We start from the raw sequence: 14,390 nt of genomic DNA, 5'->3' as shown, positions 1-14,390 counted from the left end.
GAGTCCAGAATTGCGTGAAAACAAAGAGATAAAGCAATCCCAGGAAAAGCGCGCATCGGTTTGGCGCCCGGAATTGCGAGAACACAACGAGACTGATTGGCTCAGGGATTCCGTGAGGGCTGAAGCGTCCTAGCGAGCCTTGTAGGGCGCCGTCGACTGGCGGATGCGCATTTCTGGCTTGATAAGGTGGATACCATCCGGCTCATGGCTTCCCGCCAATCTATCCAAAAGTGCCCGCGCTGCAAGCCTTCCGACCTCGGCCTGACCATTCCAGACAGTCGTCAGCGCCGGCGTTGCGATCGCCGCCTCCTCCAGATCGTCATAGCCGGTAACCGAGATGTCGCGCCCCGGCACGAGCCCGGCGCGGGAAATGCCGTTCATCAGGCCGATAGCGACCAGATCGTTCCAGCAGACCGCCGCCGTCGGCTTCTGCGGCAGCGACAAAAAATGCACCGCCGCCTCGAAGCCGCCCTGCTTGGAGCGGGCGCCGGGAATGCGCAGATTGGGATCGACCTCGATGCCCGCCTTGCGCAGCGCATTGACATAGCCCTGATAGCGATCGCGCCCCGTCGAGGTCTGGTCCGTGCCGCCGATCATGGCGATCGAACGGTGGCCAAGGCTGATCAGATGATTGGTGGCAAGCGAGATGCCGTAGCTGTCGTCGCCGCGATAGGTCGGCAGATCCAGCGCCTCGATCTGTCGCGCAACGAGGATAGCCGGCATCCCGTTCTCTTCCGCCAGCTCGAAATCCTCCGGTGGCGTGCCGATCGCCGGCGACATGATGACACCGTCGCCGCCGAGCTGCAGCAGCGTCTCGATGAAGGTCCGCTGCTTCTCGACCGAATCGTAATGGTTGGAGAGAATGAAAGTGTGCCGGCTGCGATCAAGCTCGCTTTCGATCGCCTTCAGGATTTCCCCGTAGAAGGGGTTCATGATGTCGTGAACGACGACGCCGATAATGCCCGACCTGGACGTTCGGAGGCTCGCCGCACGGCGATTATAGATGTAACCCAGCGCTCGCGCCTGGTCCTTGATCTTCTCTCGCGTATTGACCGCAACCAGCGGACTGTCGCGTAGAGCCAAAGACACCGTTGCCGTAGAAATGCCGAGCGTTTCCGCAATCGTCGAAAGCTTTATCTTTTGCGCCACGCGCTCCCTCCCCGTGAAACGCAGCCGTAACATATTCCGTTCGCTTTGCGATTCCGGAATTTAAAATATTTAATTAAAAGCTTTAATCGCGGCGCGCAACTCGAATTTCTTGAGGATTCTCAGAATTCGCCTTCATCCTCGTCGTCATCGCCGGCCTGGAGATTGTGCTCGATCGTCTTGAGCAGGCGCACAAGCGATCGGATGTCCTTTTCCGAGAAGCCGCGGGTCGCCAGCTCATCGCAGCTTGCGGCCGAACTTTCGATCTCGCTGACGCTGTTTCGCCCTGTATCAGTCAGATAGACCTTGGTAAGCCGCGCATCCTCGGCATCCGGCCGTCGTTCGACGAAGCCCTGCGCCTCCATGCGTCCGATTGTGCGCGTCATCGTCGGTGCCTTGACGCCGAGTTTCTGCGCCAGCGTGCCGGCCGGAAGCCCGTCATTCGCCGCCAGGGCAAGAATGACGCCATCCTGTCCGGCATAGAGACCGCTTGCCGTCAGGCTGCGCGTCATCACCGTGCGCATGGATCGCGCCGCCTGCGTCAATGCCGGCGACAGATCGGCAAGCGTGTAGTCACGGTGATCCTTCTTCTTACCTGACTTACTTTTCTTCCCGACCTTGTTCTTTTTGCCCATCGTGATTCCGTTGACCTTTTCGCCGCGAAGTCATCACGCTATGACATTGCGCAGGTTATTGACATAAACAAGAGGCACACCCTCAGATGGCGCATCCTTTGCCATGTTTCGATGACAATGATGAAACATTGACGGCTAAAGAGCGAACAAAATGGATCGCCGTGCTGCCACTTGGCGCCTATGAGCAACACGGCCCGCATCTGCCGTTCGAAACCGATACGCTTATTGCCGAGGGAATCGTCTCACGCCTCAAGGTTGCTTTGCCGGCCAATTTGCCGGTCACCTTCCTTGCCGTCGAGCCCGTCGGCTACTCGATCGAACATATCGATGTCGCCGGCACCAGGACGCTGGCCTTCGACGAGGCCGTGCGCCGCTGGCTCGCGATCGCCGAGCGGTTGGGCAAGCTCGGCATCCGCAAACTCGTCATGCTGAATGCCCATGGCGGCAACTCTCCGCTGATGACCATCGTCGCGACGGAAGCGCGTGTGCGGTTCAACATGCTGGCGGTCGCAACCAGCTGGACGCGATTCGGCGTGCCGGACGGACTGATTGCACCCGATGACAAAGCCATCGATATCCACGGCGGCGATATCGAGACATCGGTCATGCTCGCCCTCCATCCGGACAAGGTGGATATGTCGAAGGCGGCAAACTTTCCGTCGCGCCAATCGGAATTCATCAAGGACTTCAGCCATCTGCGGGCCTATGGTCCCCATGCCTTCGGTTGGAAAATGTCCGATCTGAGCGAGCGGGGCGTGGCCGGCAATGCGAGCGCGGCAACTGCCGCCAAAGGCGAGAAGCTGATCGCCCACGCCGTCAAGGGCCTCGTTGAACTGCTCGAAGATGTCGACAAGTTCGACCTGTCGACACTGACCTGACCGGCGGCCGGGTTCGACCATCCGCAATCCAATGTGATCTTATAACATATAAAAGCCTTTGAACTGGCGTCTCCAACTCCTTATATGAAACCCGACCAATGTCTGCTCCCCGGGGCAACCTTCCATATTTCGAGGCTCCCATGACCGAAACAGCCACGCAAAAGCCCATTCCCGTTACCGTTCTCACCGGCTATCTCGGCGCCGGCAAGACGACGCTGCTGAATCGTATCCTTTCGGAAAATCACGGCAAGAAATACGCCGTCATCGTCAACGAGTTCGGCGAGATCGGCATCGACAACGACCTCATCGTCGAATCCGACGAAGAAATCTACGAAATGAACAATGGCTGCGTCTGCTGCACCGTCCGCGGCGACCTGATCCGCGTCGTCGAAGGACTGATGCGCCGCCCCGGCCGCTTTGACGGCATCATCGTTGAAACCACCGGCCTTGCCGATCCCGTTCCCGTCGCCCAGACCTTCTTCATGGACGACGATGTCCGCGCCAAGACCGAACTCGACGCCGTCGTCGCGCTCGTCGACGCCAAGCACCTGCCGCTGCGCCTGAAGGACAGCCGCGAAGCGGAAGACCAGATCGCCTTCGCCGATGTCGTCGTCATCAACAAGTCCGATCTCGTTTCGCCGGAAGAGCTGGCCCAGATCGAGGATGTCGTCCGCGCCATCAACCCGGCCGCCCGCATCTACAAGACGACCCGCTCCGGCGTCGATCTCGCCCGCGTGCTGGACCAGGGCGCTTTCAACCTGGAACGTGCCCTCGAAAACGACCCGCACTTCCTCGAGCATGGCCACGAGGATCACGTTTGCGGGCCGGATTGCGATCATCACCATCACCATCACGACCATGATCACGATCACCACCATCATCATCATGACCACGACCATGATCATCACCACCATGATCATGATCATGATCACGGCCACCATCACCATGCCCCCTCGCCGATCCATGACGTGACCGTACAGTCGGTTTCGCTGCGCGGCGGCGAGATGAATGCCGAACGCTTCTTCCCCTGGATCCAGAAGATCACGCAGACGCAGGGGCCGAACATCCTGCGCCTCAAGGGTATCATCGCTTTCAAGGATGATCCGGAGCGCTATGTTGTCCAGGGCGTACACATGATCATCGAGGGCGATCATCAGCGCCCCTGGAAGGATGGCGAGAAGCATGAAAGCCGCCTCGTCTTCATCGGCCGCGAGCTTGACCGCGAGAAGCTAGAAGCAAGCTTCAAGGCCTGCGAGGCGTCTGCCTGATGCCGACTGTTGCTCCGCTTGATATCGACGGCCACGTTCTGGCCGTCGAATTTTTAGGTGACACCCCCTTCTTCGCCAGCGCCGCCGGCGCAGTGCACCGCCTCGAAGGTGGCGACAAGGTTACCCAAGCCCACCAAGGGATGCTGACATGCATCCGCGACCCCCACAGCGAGAGCCTGATTTCGGGCGGTGAAGACGGCAAGGTGCTGCGGATCGCCGCCGATGGCAGTACGACGACCCTCGCCGAAGCGCCGCGCAAATGGATCAGCCAGCTTGCGGCCGGCCCGCAGGGCGCCGTCGCCTATTCCTATGGCAAAAGTGCCTTCGTACGCCTATCCGACGGCACCACGAAAGAGTTTGCCGAGGAACGCACGGTCGAAGGCATCGCCTTTGCGCCCAAGGGCCTGCGCATCGCCGTTTCCCGCTATAACGGCGTATCGCTGCATTGGGTCGGCATGAGCGCCCAGCCGGTCAATCTGGAATGGAAGGGCGCCCATACCAGCGTCACCTTCTCGCCCGATGGCCAGTTCATCGTCACGACCATGCAGGAAAACGCCCTGCACGGCTGGAAGCTAGACACGAAGCCGGGCGCCGAAGCCCGCCACATGCGCATGACCGGTTATCCCGCCAAGGTGAAGTCGCTTTCGTGGTCGAACAAGGGCAAATGGCTTGCCTCGTCGGGTGCTCCTGCGGCAATCGTCTGGCCCTTCCAGGGCAAGGACGGCCCGATGGGCAAGGCGCCGCTCGAGCTCGGCAGCCGCGCCAACATCATGGCCACCTCGGTAAAATTCCATCCGGCCGAAGATATCCTTGCCATCGGCTTCATCGACGGCATGATTTTGGCGGTACGCCTCGGCGACGCCAAGGAGGCGCTCCTGCGCCGGCCCGGCAAGGGTGCGATCACCTCGATGAGCTGGAGCAAATCCGGCAAGCTACTCGCCTTCGCTTCCGAAGCCGGCGACTGCGGCGTCGTCGACGTCTCGGCCTAAACAGAAAGACAAGGATCATGCCCCAGTCAGGAACGGCGGTTGCCGGAAATTCCCCTGCACCAGCAGAAAACGTCTGGGATGTGATCCGTTGCGAAGCCGGCAAGCTTGCGGAACGCGAGCCGACGCTCGCCTCGCTGCTGCAGGCACAATTGCTGGCGGGCAACACCAGTGCCGAAAGCCTTGCCAATGTGCTGGCCGCCCGTCTCTGCGTCATCAGGATCGAGCATGGCGACATGCTGTCGCTGCTGTCGGACGTGCTGACGCGATATCCGGCTATCCTGCAGGCGACCGAAGCGGATCTCGTTGCCGTGCGAACCCGCGACCCCGCCTGCACCACCTATCTGCATGCGCTTTTGAACCTCAAGGGCTTTCATGCCCTGCAGACCCACCGCATCGCCCATGCGCTCTGGACGGAAGGCCGCACGGAAATTGCGAGCTGGCTCTCCAACCTCGTCTCGCTGGTTTTCGGCCCGGATATCCATCCGGCGGCGAAGATCGGCACCTCGATCATGCTCGACCACGGCTCCGGCATCGTCATCGGCGAAACCGCCGTCATCGAGGATGAAGTGTCGATCCTGCAGAACGTCACCTTAGGTGGCACCGGCAAGGAAAGCGGCGACCGTCACCCGAAGATCCGCCACGGCGTCATGATCGGCGCCGGTGCCAAGATCCTCGGTAACATCGAAGTCGGCGCTTTCAGCAAGGTCGCGGCCGGCAGCGTCGTCGTGAAGCCTGTTCCGCCACATTGCACCGTCGCCGGCGTGCCTGCCGTGGTGGTCCGTATCCACCGCGCCGACGAGATACCGGCCGAGACGATGGATCAGAATATTTAGGTTTCGCGCTTGGGTGACCGGAGCCGCCTCACCCTTCGAGGCATTTCTATGCGTCGCTCCGAAATGAACCTCAGGATGAGGCGGAGTGGGCTGCAATCCTCTGTTGCCAAGCATCGGAAGATCAGCCCTCATGGTGAGGAGGCCCGAAGGGCCGTCGTGAACCACGAGGCGGGTGAGGGAACTCATCTTTCCTGCTTAGCCCGTGACAGAAGATAGCACCGCAAGCACGCGATGCGGGCACTTTCCACCCCTCATCCACCCGGCATGGTGGAATCAATTGCTTGCCGGAAAAGAGACGACAAAACCGAAATCCATTCGCCCCATCCTTCATGGAACTGTCACACTCCGTTGATAGCTCGGAATGGTTCTCTATGCCCGGCGTGGCGCAAATGCGCCGGAGCGATGCCCCCACTTGAAGAGGATATTGCCATGACTGGTCTTTCACGTCGCGCCGCCCTCGCAGCCGGCAGCGCGCTTACTCTTGTCTTGCTCTGTTCCACCGCCAGCGCCGCTGACACCGCGCCGGCACCGAATACCGCAACGCCGATCAAGCATCTCGTCGTTATCTTCCAGGAAAACGTCTCCTTCGACCATTATTTCGCGACCTACCCCAAGGCCGCAAATGTCGACGGCGAACCGGCATTCAAGGCGGCCGACAACACGCCGGCCGACATCAACACGCTCGCCAATGCCGGACTTCTCGACACAAACCCGAACAAGACCAACACGGCGAATGGCGCCGATGCGGCTGCCCCCTTCCGGCTCGACCGCACGCAGGCGGCGACCCAGTCGCAGAACCACGGCTATACCGCCGAACAAGCCGCCTACAACAACTTCGCGATGGACCTCTTCCCGGCCAATACCGGTCACGGCACCAAGGGTGCGGCCGGCGCTTTCGGCACCAAGGGACAGGTCATGGGCTATTATGACGGCAACACCGTTACGGCCTATTGGAACTATGCCCAGCACTATGCGCTGAGCGACAATTCCTTCTCCACCAATTTCGGCCCTTCGACCCCCGGCGCGCTGAACCTTATCTCCGGCCAGACCAACGGCGTCATCCTGCCGCCCGGCTACACGCTGGAGAGCGACGGCACCTATTCCAAGGGTCGCATCGTGCCTGACGGCAATGGCGGCTGGACCGCGATCAGCGACTTCGATCCCACAGGCGACGTTTGCTCGGTCGGCCAGACGGCACTGATGTACGGCAAGAACATCGGTGACATGCTGAACGAACACAAGATCACCTGGGGCTTCTTCGAAGGCGGCTTCGACCTCTCTCAGACCAACCCGGACGGCACGACGAACTGCAAGCGCGCGACCACCTCGACTGTGACCAAGGTCAACAGCGCCGACTATATTCCGCACCACCAGCCATTCCAGTACTACGCCTCGACCGCCAACCCGACGCATGCGCGGCCATCTTCCGTGGCGGCGATCGGCACGACGGATGCGGCCAATCACCAGTACGACATGACCGACTTCTACGCAGCGCTGAAGAACGGCAACATGCCGACGGTCAGCTTCCTGAAGGCGCCGGCCTATCAGGACGGCCATGCCGGCTATTCCGATCCGCTCGACGAGCAGGAATTCGTCACCCAGGTGGTCAACACCGTGCAGAATTCGCCGGATTGGAAGGATACCGCCATCATCGTCCTCTACGACGATTCCGACGGCTGGTATGACCATGCGCACGCGGTCGTCAATCCGTCGAAGCTCCCGGTCAAGGGCTATGACGTGCTGAGCGGCGACAGCTGCTCCATCGGTACGGCGCTGCCCGGCGTCAACGGCCAGCCCGCGCAGGGACGCTGCGGCTACGGCACGCGCCAGCCGCTGCTGGTCATCTCACCCTATTCAAAGACCAATTTCGTCGACCATACGCTGACCGACCAGACCTCCGTCATGCGCTTCATCGAGGATAACTGGATGGCCGGTGCTCGCCTCGGCGGCGGCTCGTTCGATGTGCTTTCGGGCTCGTTGAACAACATGTTCGACTGGTCCAAGGGTGACGCTCCCAAGCTGATCCTCGATCCGAAGACCGGCAATCAGGCTTCGTAAAACCATCAGGGAGACGGAAATGCCCTTGCAGTTCAACCGCCGTCTCCTGCCGCTCCTCGCACTCGCGGGCCTCTCGCTCGCGGGTGCGGCTGTCGGCATGGCAAACGAACCGGCCCCCGATGCTTCGGCAACCGACGGCTATGACGACCAGGCACCGTTGAGTACGGTTGCCCAGCTCGGCAAGAAGCTGTTTTTCGATCCCACGCTTTCGGGCGGCGGCCAGATGTCCTGCGCGACCTGCCACGATCCGGCGAACCACTACGCACCCGCCAACGACCGAGCCGTCCAGCTCGGCGGCCCGCATCTCGATCAGCCCGGCATCCGCGCGGTTCCGAGCCTCGCCTATAAGATGTCGACGCCGTCCTTCTCGATCGGCGAGGAAAGCCCCGCCGATGAGGCCGCCGAAGCCTCGCCGATGACAGAGGCGTCTGGCGTGGCGCTCGCCAATGCACCTGCCACCGTCGCCGGCCCGCTGACGGCGCAGGCCGTGGTCAAGGCCGATGCGGCCGCCGCGGCAAACCTCGTGCCGCAGGGCGGCATGTTCTGGGATGGACGCGTCGATTCGCTGGAAGATCAGGCGCTGCAGCCGATGATCTCGCCGTTTGAAATGGCGAATGCCGATGCAGCCGCCGTCTACGCCAAGCTGAAGAAGGGCTACGGCAAGGAGATTTCGGCGCTCTTCGGCGATAACGTAGCCAACGATCAGGACATGATGATTTCGGAAATCGGCTTCGCGCTGGCCCGTTATCAGGTCGAGGAACGCTCCTTCCATCCCTACACGAGCAAGTATGATTACTACCTGCTCGGCAAGGCAGTGCTGACGGATGCGGAAGCACGGGGATTGAAGCTGTTCGACGATGCGAACAAGGGCAATTGCGCCTCCTGCCACCTCGACAAGATGACCGGCGACGGGCAGATGCCGAATTTCACCGATTTCGAATTCGAAGCCTTAGGTGCGCCGCGCAACCCGGCCATTCCAGCCAATGCCGATGCCCATTATTACGACACCGGCATTTGTGGCCCGCTGCGCAACGACACCTATTCCGCCCAGCAGCAGAATTGCGGGCTGTTCAAAACGCCGACGCTACGCAACGTCGCAACCCGCCACGTCTTCTTCCACAATGGCGTCTACCGCACGCTGGAGGATGTCACCCGCTTCTACGTCAAGCGCGATACCAATCCGGAAGAGATCTATCCGAAGGATGCAAGCGGCAAGGTGCTGAAGTACGATGACCTGCCGACGCAATATCAGGCCAATATCGACGTCATCGACGTGCCGATGAACCGCAAGCTCGGCGATGCCCCTGCCCTGAACGACGCCGAGATCGCTGACGTCGTCGCCTTCCTGAAGACGTTGACGGATGGCTACGACCCGGCAAAGGACAGCATGAAGGCAGCTAAATAGAAAAGCCTCCGCCCGGATGGGCGAAGGCGTAACAACCTCAGAGACGCTCGCCCGTCTTACGCAGCCTTTGATGCCGGCGGTTGGGCAAGCTTGCGGCCGCTGGCAACGATGATGCCGACAGCGCCGTCGAGCCAGCCGTCCTTGAGTTCGAGCGCGAGGAAACGATCTCGCTGGAATGGACCCGGCATGACCAGATGACGGGCCTTGGAAGCAAAGAAGCCGAAGCGCTCGTAATAAGGCGCATCGCCGACGAGCAGGATCGCGCCGTGGCCGCGCTTCTTGGCTTCCATGATGGCGGCGCGCATCAGCGCCGAGCCGATGCCCTTGCCTTCATAGGCAGGGTCGATCGCCAGCGGACCGAGCAGCAGCGCCTCGACCGGACGGGTCTCGCGATCGACGCCGGCTTCGACGTTCCAGAGGCGAACCGTGCCGATGACGTGCCCGGCGCGATCGCGCGCGACCAGAGCCAAGCCTTCGGCCGGAACGCGGCCCTGGCGCAGCCTTTCGGACGACTTCTTGCGGCGGTCGGGACCCATGGCGCGATCCAGCAGGCTTTCGCGCGCAACGACATCGCCTGCATTTTCCAGGTCGAGAGTGAATGTGGACGGCGCAAAGAATGCGCGGACAGAATCAAGAACAGCGGCCATCTCGGCCTCCCGTGCCCAATACCGTTATCAGCGGTGGTGACGAACTATTGTGAGGGTGCCGCCCCGATTGAGTACGGGGGCGGCGATATCAAACTCAGATGATGTAGGCCTTCAGCGGGTCGAAACCGTTGAACGCCACAGCCGAGTAGGTCGTGGTGTAGGCGCCGGTGCCTTCGATCAGGACCTCGTCGCCGATGGTGAGCGAGACCGGCAGCGGATAGAGGTTCTTCTCATAGAGCACGTCGGCCGAATCGCAGGTCGGGCCGGCGATGACGCAGGGCTCCATCTCGTCGCCGTCGCGCTCGGTGCGGATCGGGTAGCGGATCGCCTCGTCCATGGTTTCGGCGAGACCGCCGAACTTGCCGATGTCGAGGAACACCCAGCGAGCGGCATCGTTGTCCGACTTCTTCGAAATCAGCACGACTTCAGCCTTGATCACGCCGGCATTGCCGACCATGCCGCGGCCCGGCTCGATGATCGTGTGCGGGATCTGGTTGCCGAAATGGGCGCGCAGAGACGCAAAGATCGCCTTGCCATAGGCTTCGGCCGAGGGAACGTCGCGCAGGTACTTGGTCGGGAAACCGCCACCCATGTTGACCATCTGCAGGTGAATGCCCTGCTTGGCGAGCGAAACGAAGACGCGCTTGGCATCGGCAAGAGCATCGTCCCAGGCATCGACCTTGGTCATCTGCGAGCCGACGTGGAAAGACACGCCGTAGGATTCCAAACCCAGCTGGTGAGCGTAGACGAGAACATCGACGGCCATCTGCGGGACGCAGCCGAACTTGCGCGACAGCGGCCATTCGGCGCCTTCACCATCGGTCAGAACGCGGCAGAACACACGAGCGCCGGGAGCGGCACGGGAAATCTTCTCGACTTCCTCGTGGCTATCGACGGCGAAGAGGTTAATACCGAGCGCATGCGCACGGGCGATATCGCGCTCCTTCTTGATGGTGTTGCCGTAGGAGATGCGGGCAGCGGTCGCACCGGCATCGAGCGCCATTTCGATTTCGGCGACGGACGCGCAATCGAAGTTGGAGCCGAGGCTCGCGAGCAGGCGCAGCACTTCCGGAGCCGGGTTGGCCTTGACGGCATAGTAGATGGCGCTGTCCGGCATGGCATGACGGAAGGCGTGAAAATTGTCGCGGACGACATCGAGATCGACCACCAGGCAAGGACCGTCCGGACGTCGGGTAGCGAGAAAATCGCGAATACGTTGCGTGGTCATGTCATTCCCTTTCAATTCCAAAAGCTCCGGGGAAAACCCAGAGGACAAAGGGCGACGCTCACTCGCTCAGGAACCAGCCGGTGGAGACCCCGGTACCGTGCAAATGCGCGAAGCGCGGATGATGAACGAGTGCCGCAAGCGGCGCTAATTCGCTTTGTCTGCCATGGATTGGAGGGAATATCCCAACCGCACTTCCGGCAATGAAGGTGTGCCTCTTCAGTAACCCCGGCTGATGGAAAGCCGGGAGAGAACAAAAAGGCCCGCACCGTCGTTGCTTCAGATGTCCTCGCATTTTTCGGTTGGCCGAAATAGCGACTGGAGGGGTTAGTTCCAGGTACCTTACCGATTTTCTCACCACATCGAGGATCGGCGGACACCCACGGGCACGTGCGACTTTGGGCTGATCCGGAAATAGGAATATTCGCCGTAATAATCAAGAAAATTTTTCAGCGGTGCCCGAAAAAAATAATTGAACAAATCGGCGCGTTTTGTTCAACATCCAGAAACAGTTAACGGGAGGCTTCGCCATGGATACTTTGACCCGGATTCGCGCCTTTATCGACGTGGTCGAAGCCGAAGGATTTTCAGCGGCGGCGCGCAAGACCGGCCGCTCCAAGGCGCTGCTGTCGAAATATGTCCGCGAACTGGAGGACGAACTCGGCGCGCTGCTGCTCAACCGCACCACCCGCCAGTTCTCCATGACGGAAGCCGGCCATACCTATTATCGCACCGCCTCCGACATCCTGAAGGAGATCGACAATCTTGCCGATCTCGTGCGCGAGAACAACCAGCAGCTTAAAGGCCGGCTGCGCATTTCCGTGCCGCGCACCTTCGTCGACGCCGATGTCGGCCAATCGTTGATCGACTTCGCCAAGGAGAACCCCGACCTCGCACTGGAAATCGCCGCCGACGACCGTTTCGTCGACCTGATCGAGGAAGGCTTCGACGTCGCCGTGCGCATCACCAAGCTCGAAGACTCCGGCATGATCGCCCGCAAGATCTCCGACTTTCGCGTCCATCTCTGCGCAACCGAGGCATTCCTCGAGCGCTATCCGACACTCGAGCATCCGACCGATCTCGCGCGCGTGCCCTTCATCATCGACAGCAACAACCGCTCGCAAGGCACCATCCGCTTCGTCGATGCCGACAGCACGACCTTCAACGTCTCCATCAACGGCACGCTCGAAGTCAACAGTCCTCATGCGACGTTGCGCGCGGCCCTTGCCGATCTCGGCATTGCCGTCGTCCCGGATTTCATCGGCCGCAAGGCGATCGAAAGCGGGCAGTTGCTGACTCTGTTCAACGATTATCTGCCGACCGATCGCGGCATCTATGCCGTCTATCCGCACCGGCGCTATCTTCCCGCCAAGGTCCGCATCTTCGTGGACTACCTTCACAACTGGTTCCGCAAGAATGGATGAGCGGTGGAGAGAAGCCCTCCGGTCCCAATTCCGTCTCATTTCCTGACCAGAGAACGAAGTGAATCAATGCTCACGAAGCACATCGGACGCATGAGAAAATCCGCGATCGCATACGCTGCTGCCCTGGCCGGCGGCCTGTCGCTCGTGCCGGCCGCGGTGTCGGCGCACCCGCATATCTTCGTGGAAGCGCGTCTGGAAGTTCTCGCCGGCCCGGATGGCAACGTGCAGGAACTGCGCAACGTCTGGCGCTTCGATGAGGTCTTCTCCTCCTCGGTTCTCATGGATTTCGACAAGAACGCCAATCTGAAGCTCGATCCGGACGAGCTTAAGGAGGTCGGCAAGACGGTGCGCGAGTCGCTCGCCGATTACGACTATTATGCGAACCTGACGCTGAACGGCAAAAACATCAAGGTCGAGAAGCCCGACGTCATCAACGTCGACTTCCGCGACGGCCAGCTGCTGATGTTCTTCGCCGTCAAACCGGCCGAACCGATGCCGCTTGCCAAGGGCAACAAGCTGAGCTTCGGTATCTACGATCCGACGCTCTACACCTCGATCGATTTTCCGAGCGACAACGAGCTGGTGACGGAGGGCGACGCCTTCAAAAGCTGTACGCAGAAGGTCGTCCGGCCCAATCCGGATGAGGTCATTGCCGAGAACAGGTCGACATTGACGGATGCCTTCTTCAACGATCCGACGGGGACGACCATGTCGAAACTCTTCGCAACGCGGATAGACGTCCAATGCTGATTTCGAAACCAGTGAAGCTCGTTCCGGCCGCCATGCTCGCCCTTCTGGTAGCAGCCGGCCTTGCCCATGCCACCGGCTCGCCGCTTGGCATCGGCACCGCCGAGCCGAGCTTCCAGCCGATGGGCGGCCCGCTCGCGCCGATCTTTCTCTACGTGAATTACGAGCAGCAGGCCTTCTATCGCGCGCTGACGAAATCGATCGAGGCCATGCGCCGCGATCCATGGGAACTCTGGACGCTCATCGGCCTCTCCTTTGCTTATGGTATCTTCCACGCGGCCGGGCCGGGCCATGGCAAGGCTGTCATCTCTTCCTACATGGTCGCCAACGAGATCGAGTTGAAGCGCGGCATCGCGATCTCCTTCGTCTCGGCGCTCATCCAGGGCCTCGTTGCCGTTCTCGTCGTCGTAGCCGCCTATTTCGTGTTGCGCGGTTCGGGCATCACCATGACGATGGCGACCAACGCCATGGAGATCACGAGCTTCGTCATGGTCATCCTCTTCGGCGGCTGGCTGCTGTTTCGCAAGTTGCGGGCGATGATACAGAGCCGGGCGCAGCGTCAGGAGATGCAGCTTGCGACATCGGCAGGCCCGATCAGTCTCTCGCTGTTCGAGGGCGCGGCAACGGGCACGGATTCACCGAGAGGCTTTGCTCGCACCCGCGCCATGGCGCCGGCAGCCGCCACCGGCTATCAATGCTATGACCCCGCACATGCGACCGATGACGGCGCCTACTGCGAGGCCTGCGGCCATGCGCATCTTCCCGATCCGAAAATGCTGTCGAGCGAGAAATTCAGCGTCCGCGAGGCATGGTCGGCCATCATTACCGTCGGACTGCGGCCCTGCTCCGGCGCCCTGCTGGTCATGACCTTCTCGATGCTGAACGGGCTCTATCTCGGCGGCCTGCTTTCCGTGCTCGCCATGTCGATCGGCACGGCGCTGACCGTCTCGCTGCTGGCCATCATCGCCGTCTTCGCCAAAGGCACCGCGGTACACTTTACCGGCAAGGGCTCCAGGCTTTCGACATGGGTGGGCAATGGCATCGAAATTTTCGGCGCGCTGCTCGTCATCTGCACCGGCATCGTTTTGCTCGGCGCCTCGCTGCAGACCTGAGACAGCTTCGATAGTGAAGCCAG

The 14,390-nt window shown here is 61.0% G+C and carries 13 protein-coding genes; 9 read left to right on the top strand and 4 right to left on the bottom strand.

Annotated elements, in window-relative coordinates; genetic code table 11:
• Positions 1-129: 129 nt before the first annotated feature.
• Entirely contained in the window at positions 130-1,149 is a 1,020-nt protein-coding gene (locus BJ928_RS10965) for a LacI family DNA-binding transcriptional regulator (RefSeq protein ID WP_047628975.1), read from the bottom strand.
• A gap of 119 nt (positions 1,150-1,268) precedes the next feature.
• Positions 1,269-1,781 carry a MarR family winged helix-turn-helix transcriptional regulator gene (locus BJ928_RS10960; protein WP_047628974.1) on the bottom strand — a complete coding sequence of 171 codons (513 nt, stop codon included), beginning with the start codon at positions 1,779-1,781 and terminating at the stop codon, positions 1,269-1,271.
• A gap of 86 nt (positions 1,782-1,867) precedes the next feature.
• On the opposite strand from BJ928_RS10960, the gene BJ928_RS10955 reads away from it, so the two are divergent.
• The 6 genes from BJ928_RS10955 to BJ928_RS10930 all read left to right on the top strand — a co-directional run bounded on the left by BJ928_RS10955 (position 1,868) and on the right by BJ928_RS10930 (position 9,212).
• The gene (locus BJ928_RS10955) at positions 1,868-2,659 is read left to right on the top strand and encodes a creatininase family protein (RefSeq protein ID WP_047628973.1); all 792 of its coding nucleotides are present in this window, start codon (positions 1,868-1,870) and stop codon (positions 2,657-2,659) included.
• A gap of 140 nt (positions 2,660-2,799) precedes the next feature.
• Entirely contained in the window at positions 2,800-3,927 is a 1,128-nt protein-coding gene (locus BJ928_RS10950) for a GTP-binding protein (protein ID WP_047628972.1), read from the top strand.
• Positions 3,927-4,916, top strand: a complete 990-nt coding sequence (locus BJ928_RS10945) for a WD40 repeat domain-containing protein (RefSeq protein ID WP_047628971.1) — start codon at positions 3,927-3,929, stop codon at positions 4,914-4,916. The genes BJ928_RS10950 and BJ928_RS10945 overlap by 1 nt, the downstream gene beginning before the upstream one ends.
• Positions 4,917-4,933: 17 nt before the next feature.
• Positions 4,934-5,749 carry a serine O-acetyltransferase gene (gene cysE / locus BJ928_RS10940; RefSeq protein WP_047628970.1) on the top strand — a complete coding sequence of 272 codons (816 nt, stop codon included), beginning with the start codon at positions 4,934-4,936 and terminating at the stop codon, positions 5,747-5,749.
• Positions 5,750-6,178: 429 nt separating this feature from the next.
• Entirely contained in the window at positions 6,179-7,807 is a 1,629-nt protein-coding gene (locus tag BJ928_RS10935) for an alkaline phosphatase family protein (RefSeq protein ID WP_047628969.1), read from the top strand.
• A gap of 19 nt (positions 7,808-7,826) precedes the next feature.
• Positions 7,827-9,212: a cytochrome c peroxidase gene (locus BJ928_RS10930; protein WP_047628968.1), complete on the top strand. Its 1,386-nt coding sequence runs from the start codon at positions 7,827-7,829 to the stop codon at positions 9,210-9,212.
• Positions 9,213-9,268: 56 nt separating this feature from the next.
• On the opposite strand, the gene BJ928_RS10925 is transcribed toward BJ928_RS10930, so the two are convergent.
• Both BJ928_RS10925 and odc2 read right to left on the bottom strand, forming a co-directional pair.
• The gene (locus BJ928_RS10925; RefSeq protein WP_047628967.1) at positions 9,269-9,859 is read right to left on the bottom strand and encodes an N-acetyltransferase; all 591 of its coding nucleotides are present in this window, start codon (positions 9,857-9,859) and stop codon (positions 9,269-9,271) included.
• 94 nt (positions 9,860-9,953) lie between these two features.
• Positions 9,954-11,087 carry an ornithine/lysine decarboxylase gene (gene odc2 / locus BJ928_RS10920; RefSeq protein ID WP_047628966.1) on the bottom strand — a complete coding sequence of 378 codons (1,134 nt, stop codon included), beginning with the start codon at positions 11,085-11,087 and terminating at the stop codon, positions 9,954-9,956.
• Positions 11,088-11,614: 527 nt separating this feature from the next.
• Between odc2 and BJ928_RS10915 the strand changes: the two genes are divergently transcribed.
• The 3 genes from BJ928_RS10915 to BJ928_RS10905 all read left to right on the top strand — a co-directional run bounded on the left by BJ928_RS10915 (position 11,615) and on the right by BJ928_RS10905 (position 14,367).
• Positions 11,615-12,508 carry a LysR family transcriptional regulator gene (locus BJ928_RS10915; RefSeq protein ID WP_047628965.1) on the top strand — a complete coding sequence of 298 codons (894 nt, stop codon included), beginning with the start codon at positions 11,615-11,617 and terminating at the stop codon, positions 12,506-12,508.
• A 90-nt stretch (positions 12,509-12,598) separates the two neighbouring features.
• Positions 12,599-13,258: a DUF1007 family protein gene (locus BJ928_RS10910; RefSeq protein ID WP_047629497.1), complete on the top strand. Its 660-nt coding sequence runs from the start codon at positions 12,599-12,601 to the stop codon at positions 13,256-13,258.
• On the top strand, positions 13,252-14,367 hold the full coding sequence (locus BJ928_RS10905; protein ID WP_047628964.1) for a nickel/cobalt transporter: 1,116 nt from the start codon (positions 13,252-13,254) through the stop codon (positions 14,365-14,367). The genes BJ928_RS10910 and BJ928_RS10905 overlap by 7 nt, the downstream gene beginning before the upstream one ends.
• Positions 14,368-14,390 lie beyond the last annotated feature (23 nt).

Origin of the sequence: Rhizobium sp. WW_1 (assembly GCF_003610155.1) — a bacterium.
Classification (GTDB): domain Bacteria; phylum Pseudomonadota; class Alphaproteobacteria; order Rhizobiales; family Rhizobiaceae; genus Rhizobium; species Rhizobium tropici_A.
Note: the sequence above shows the minus strand (reverse complement) of the source record. Positions and strands in the feature narration are given on the sequence as shown.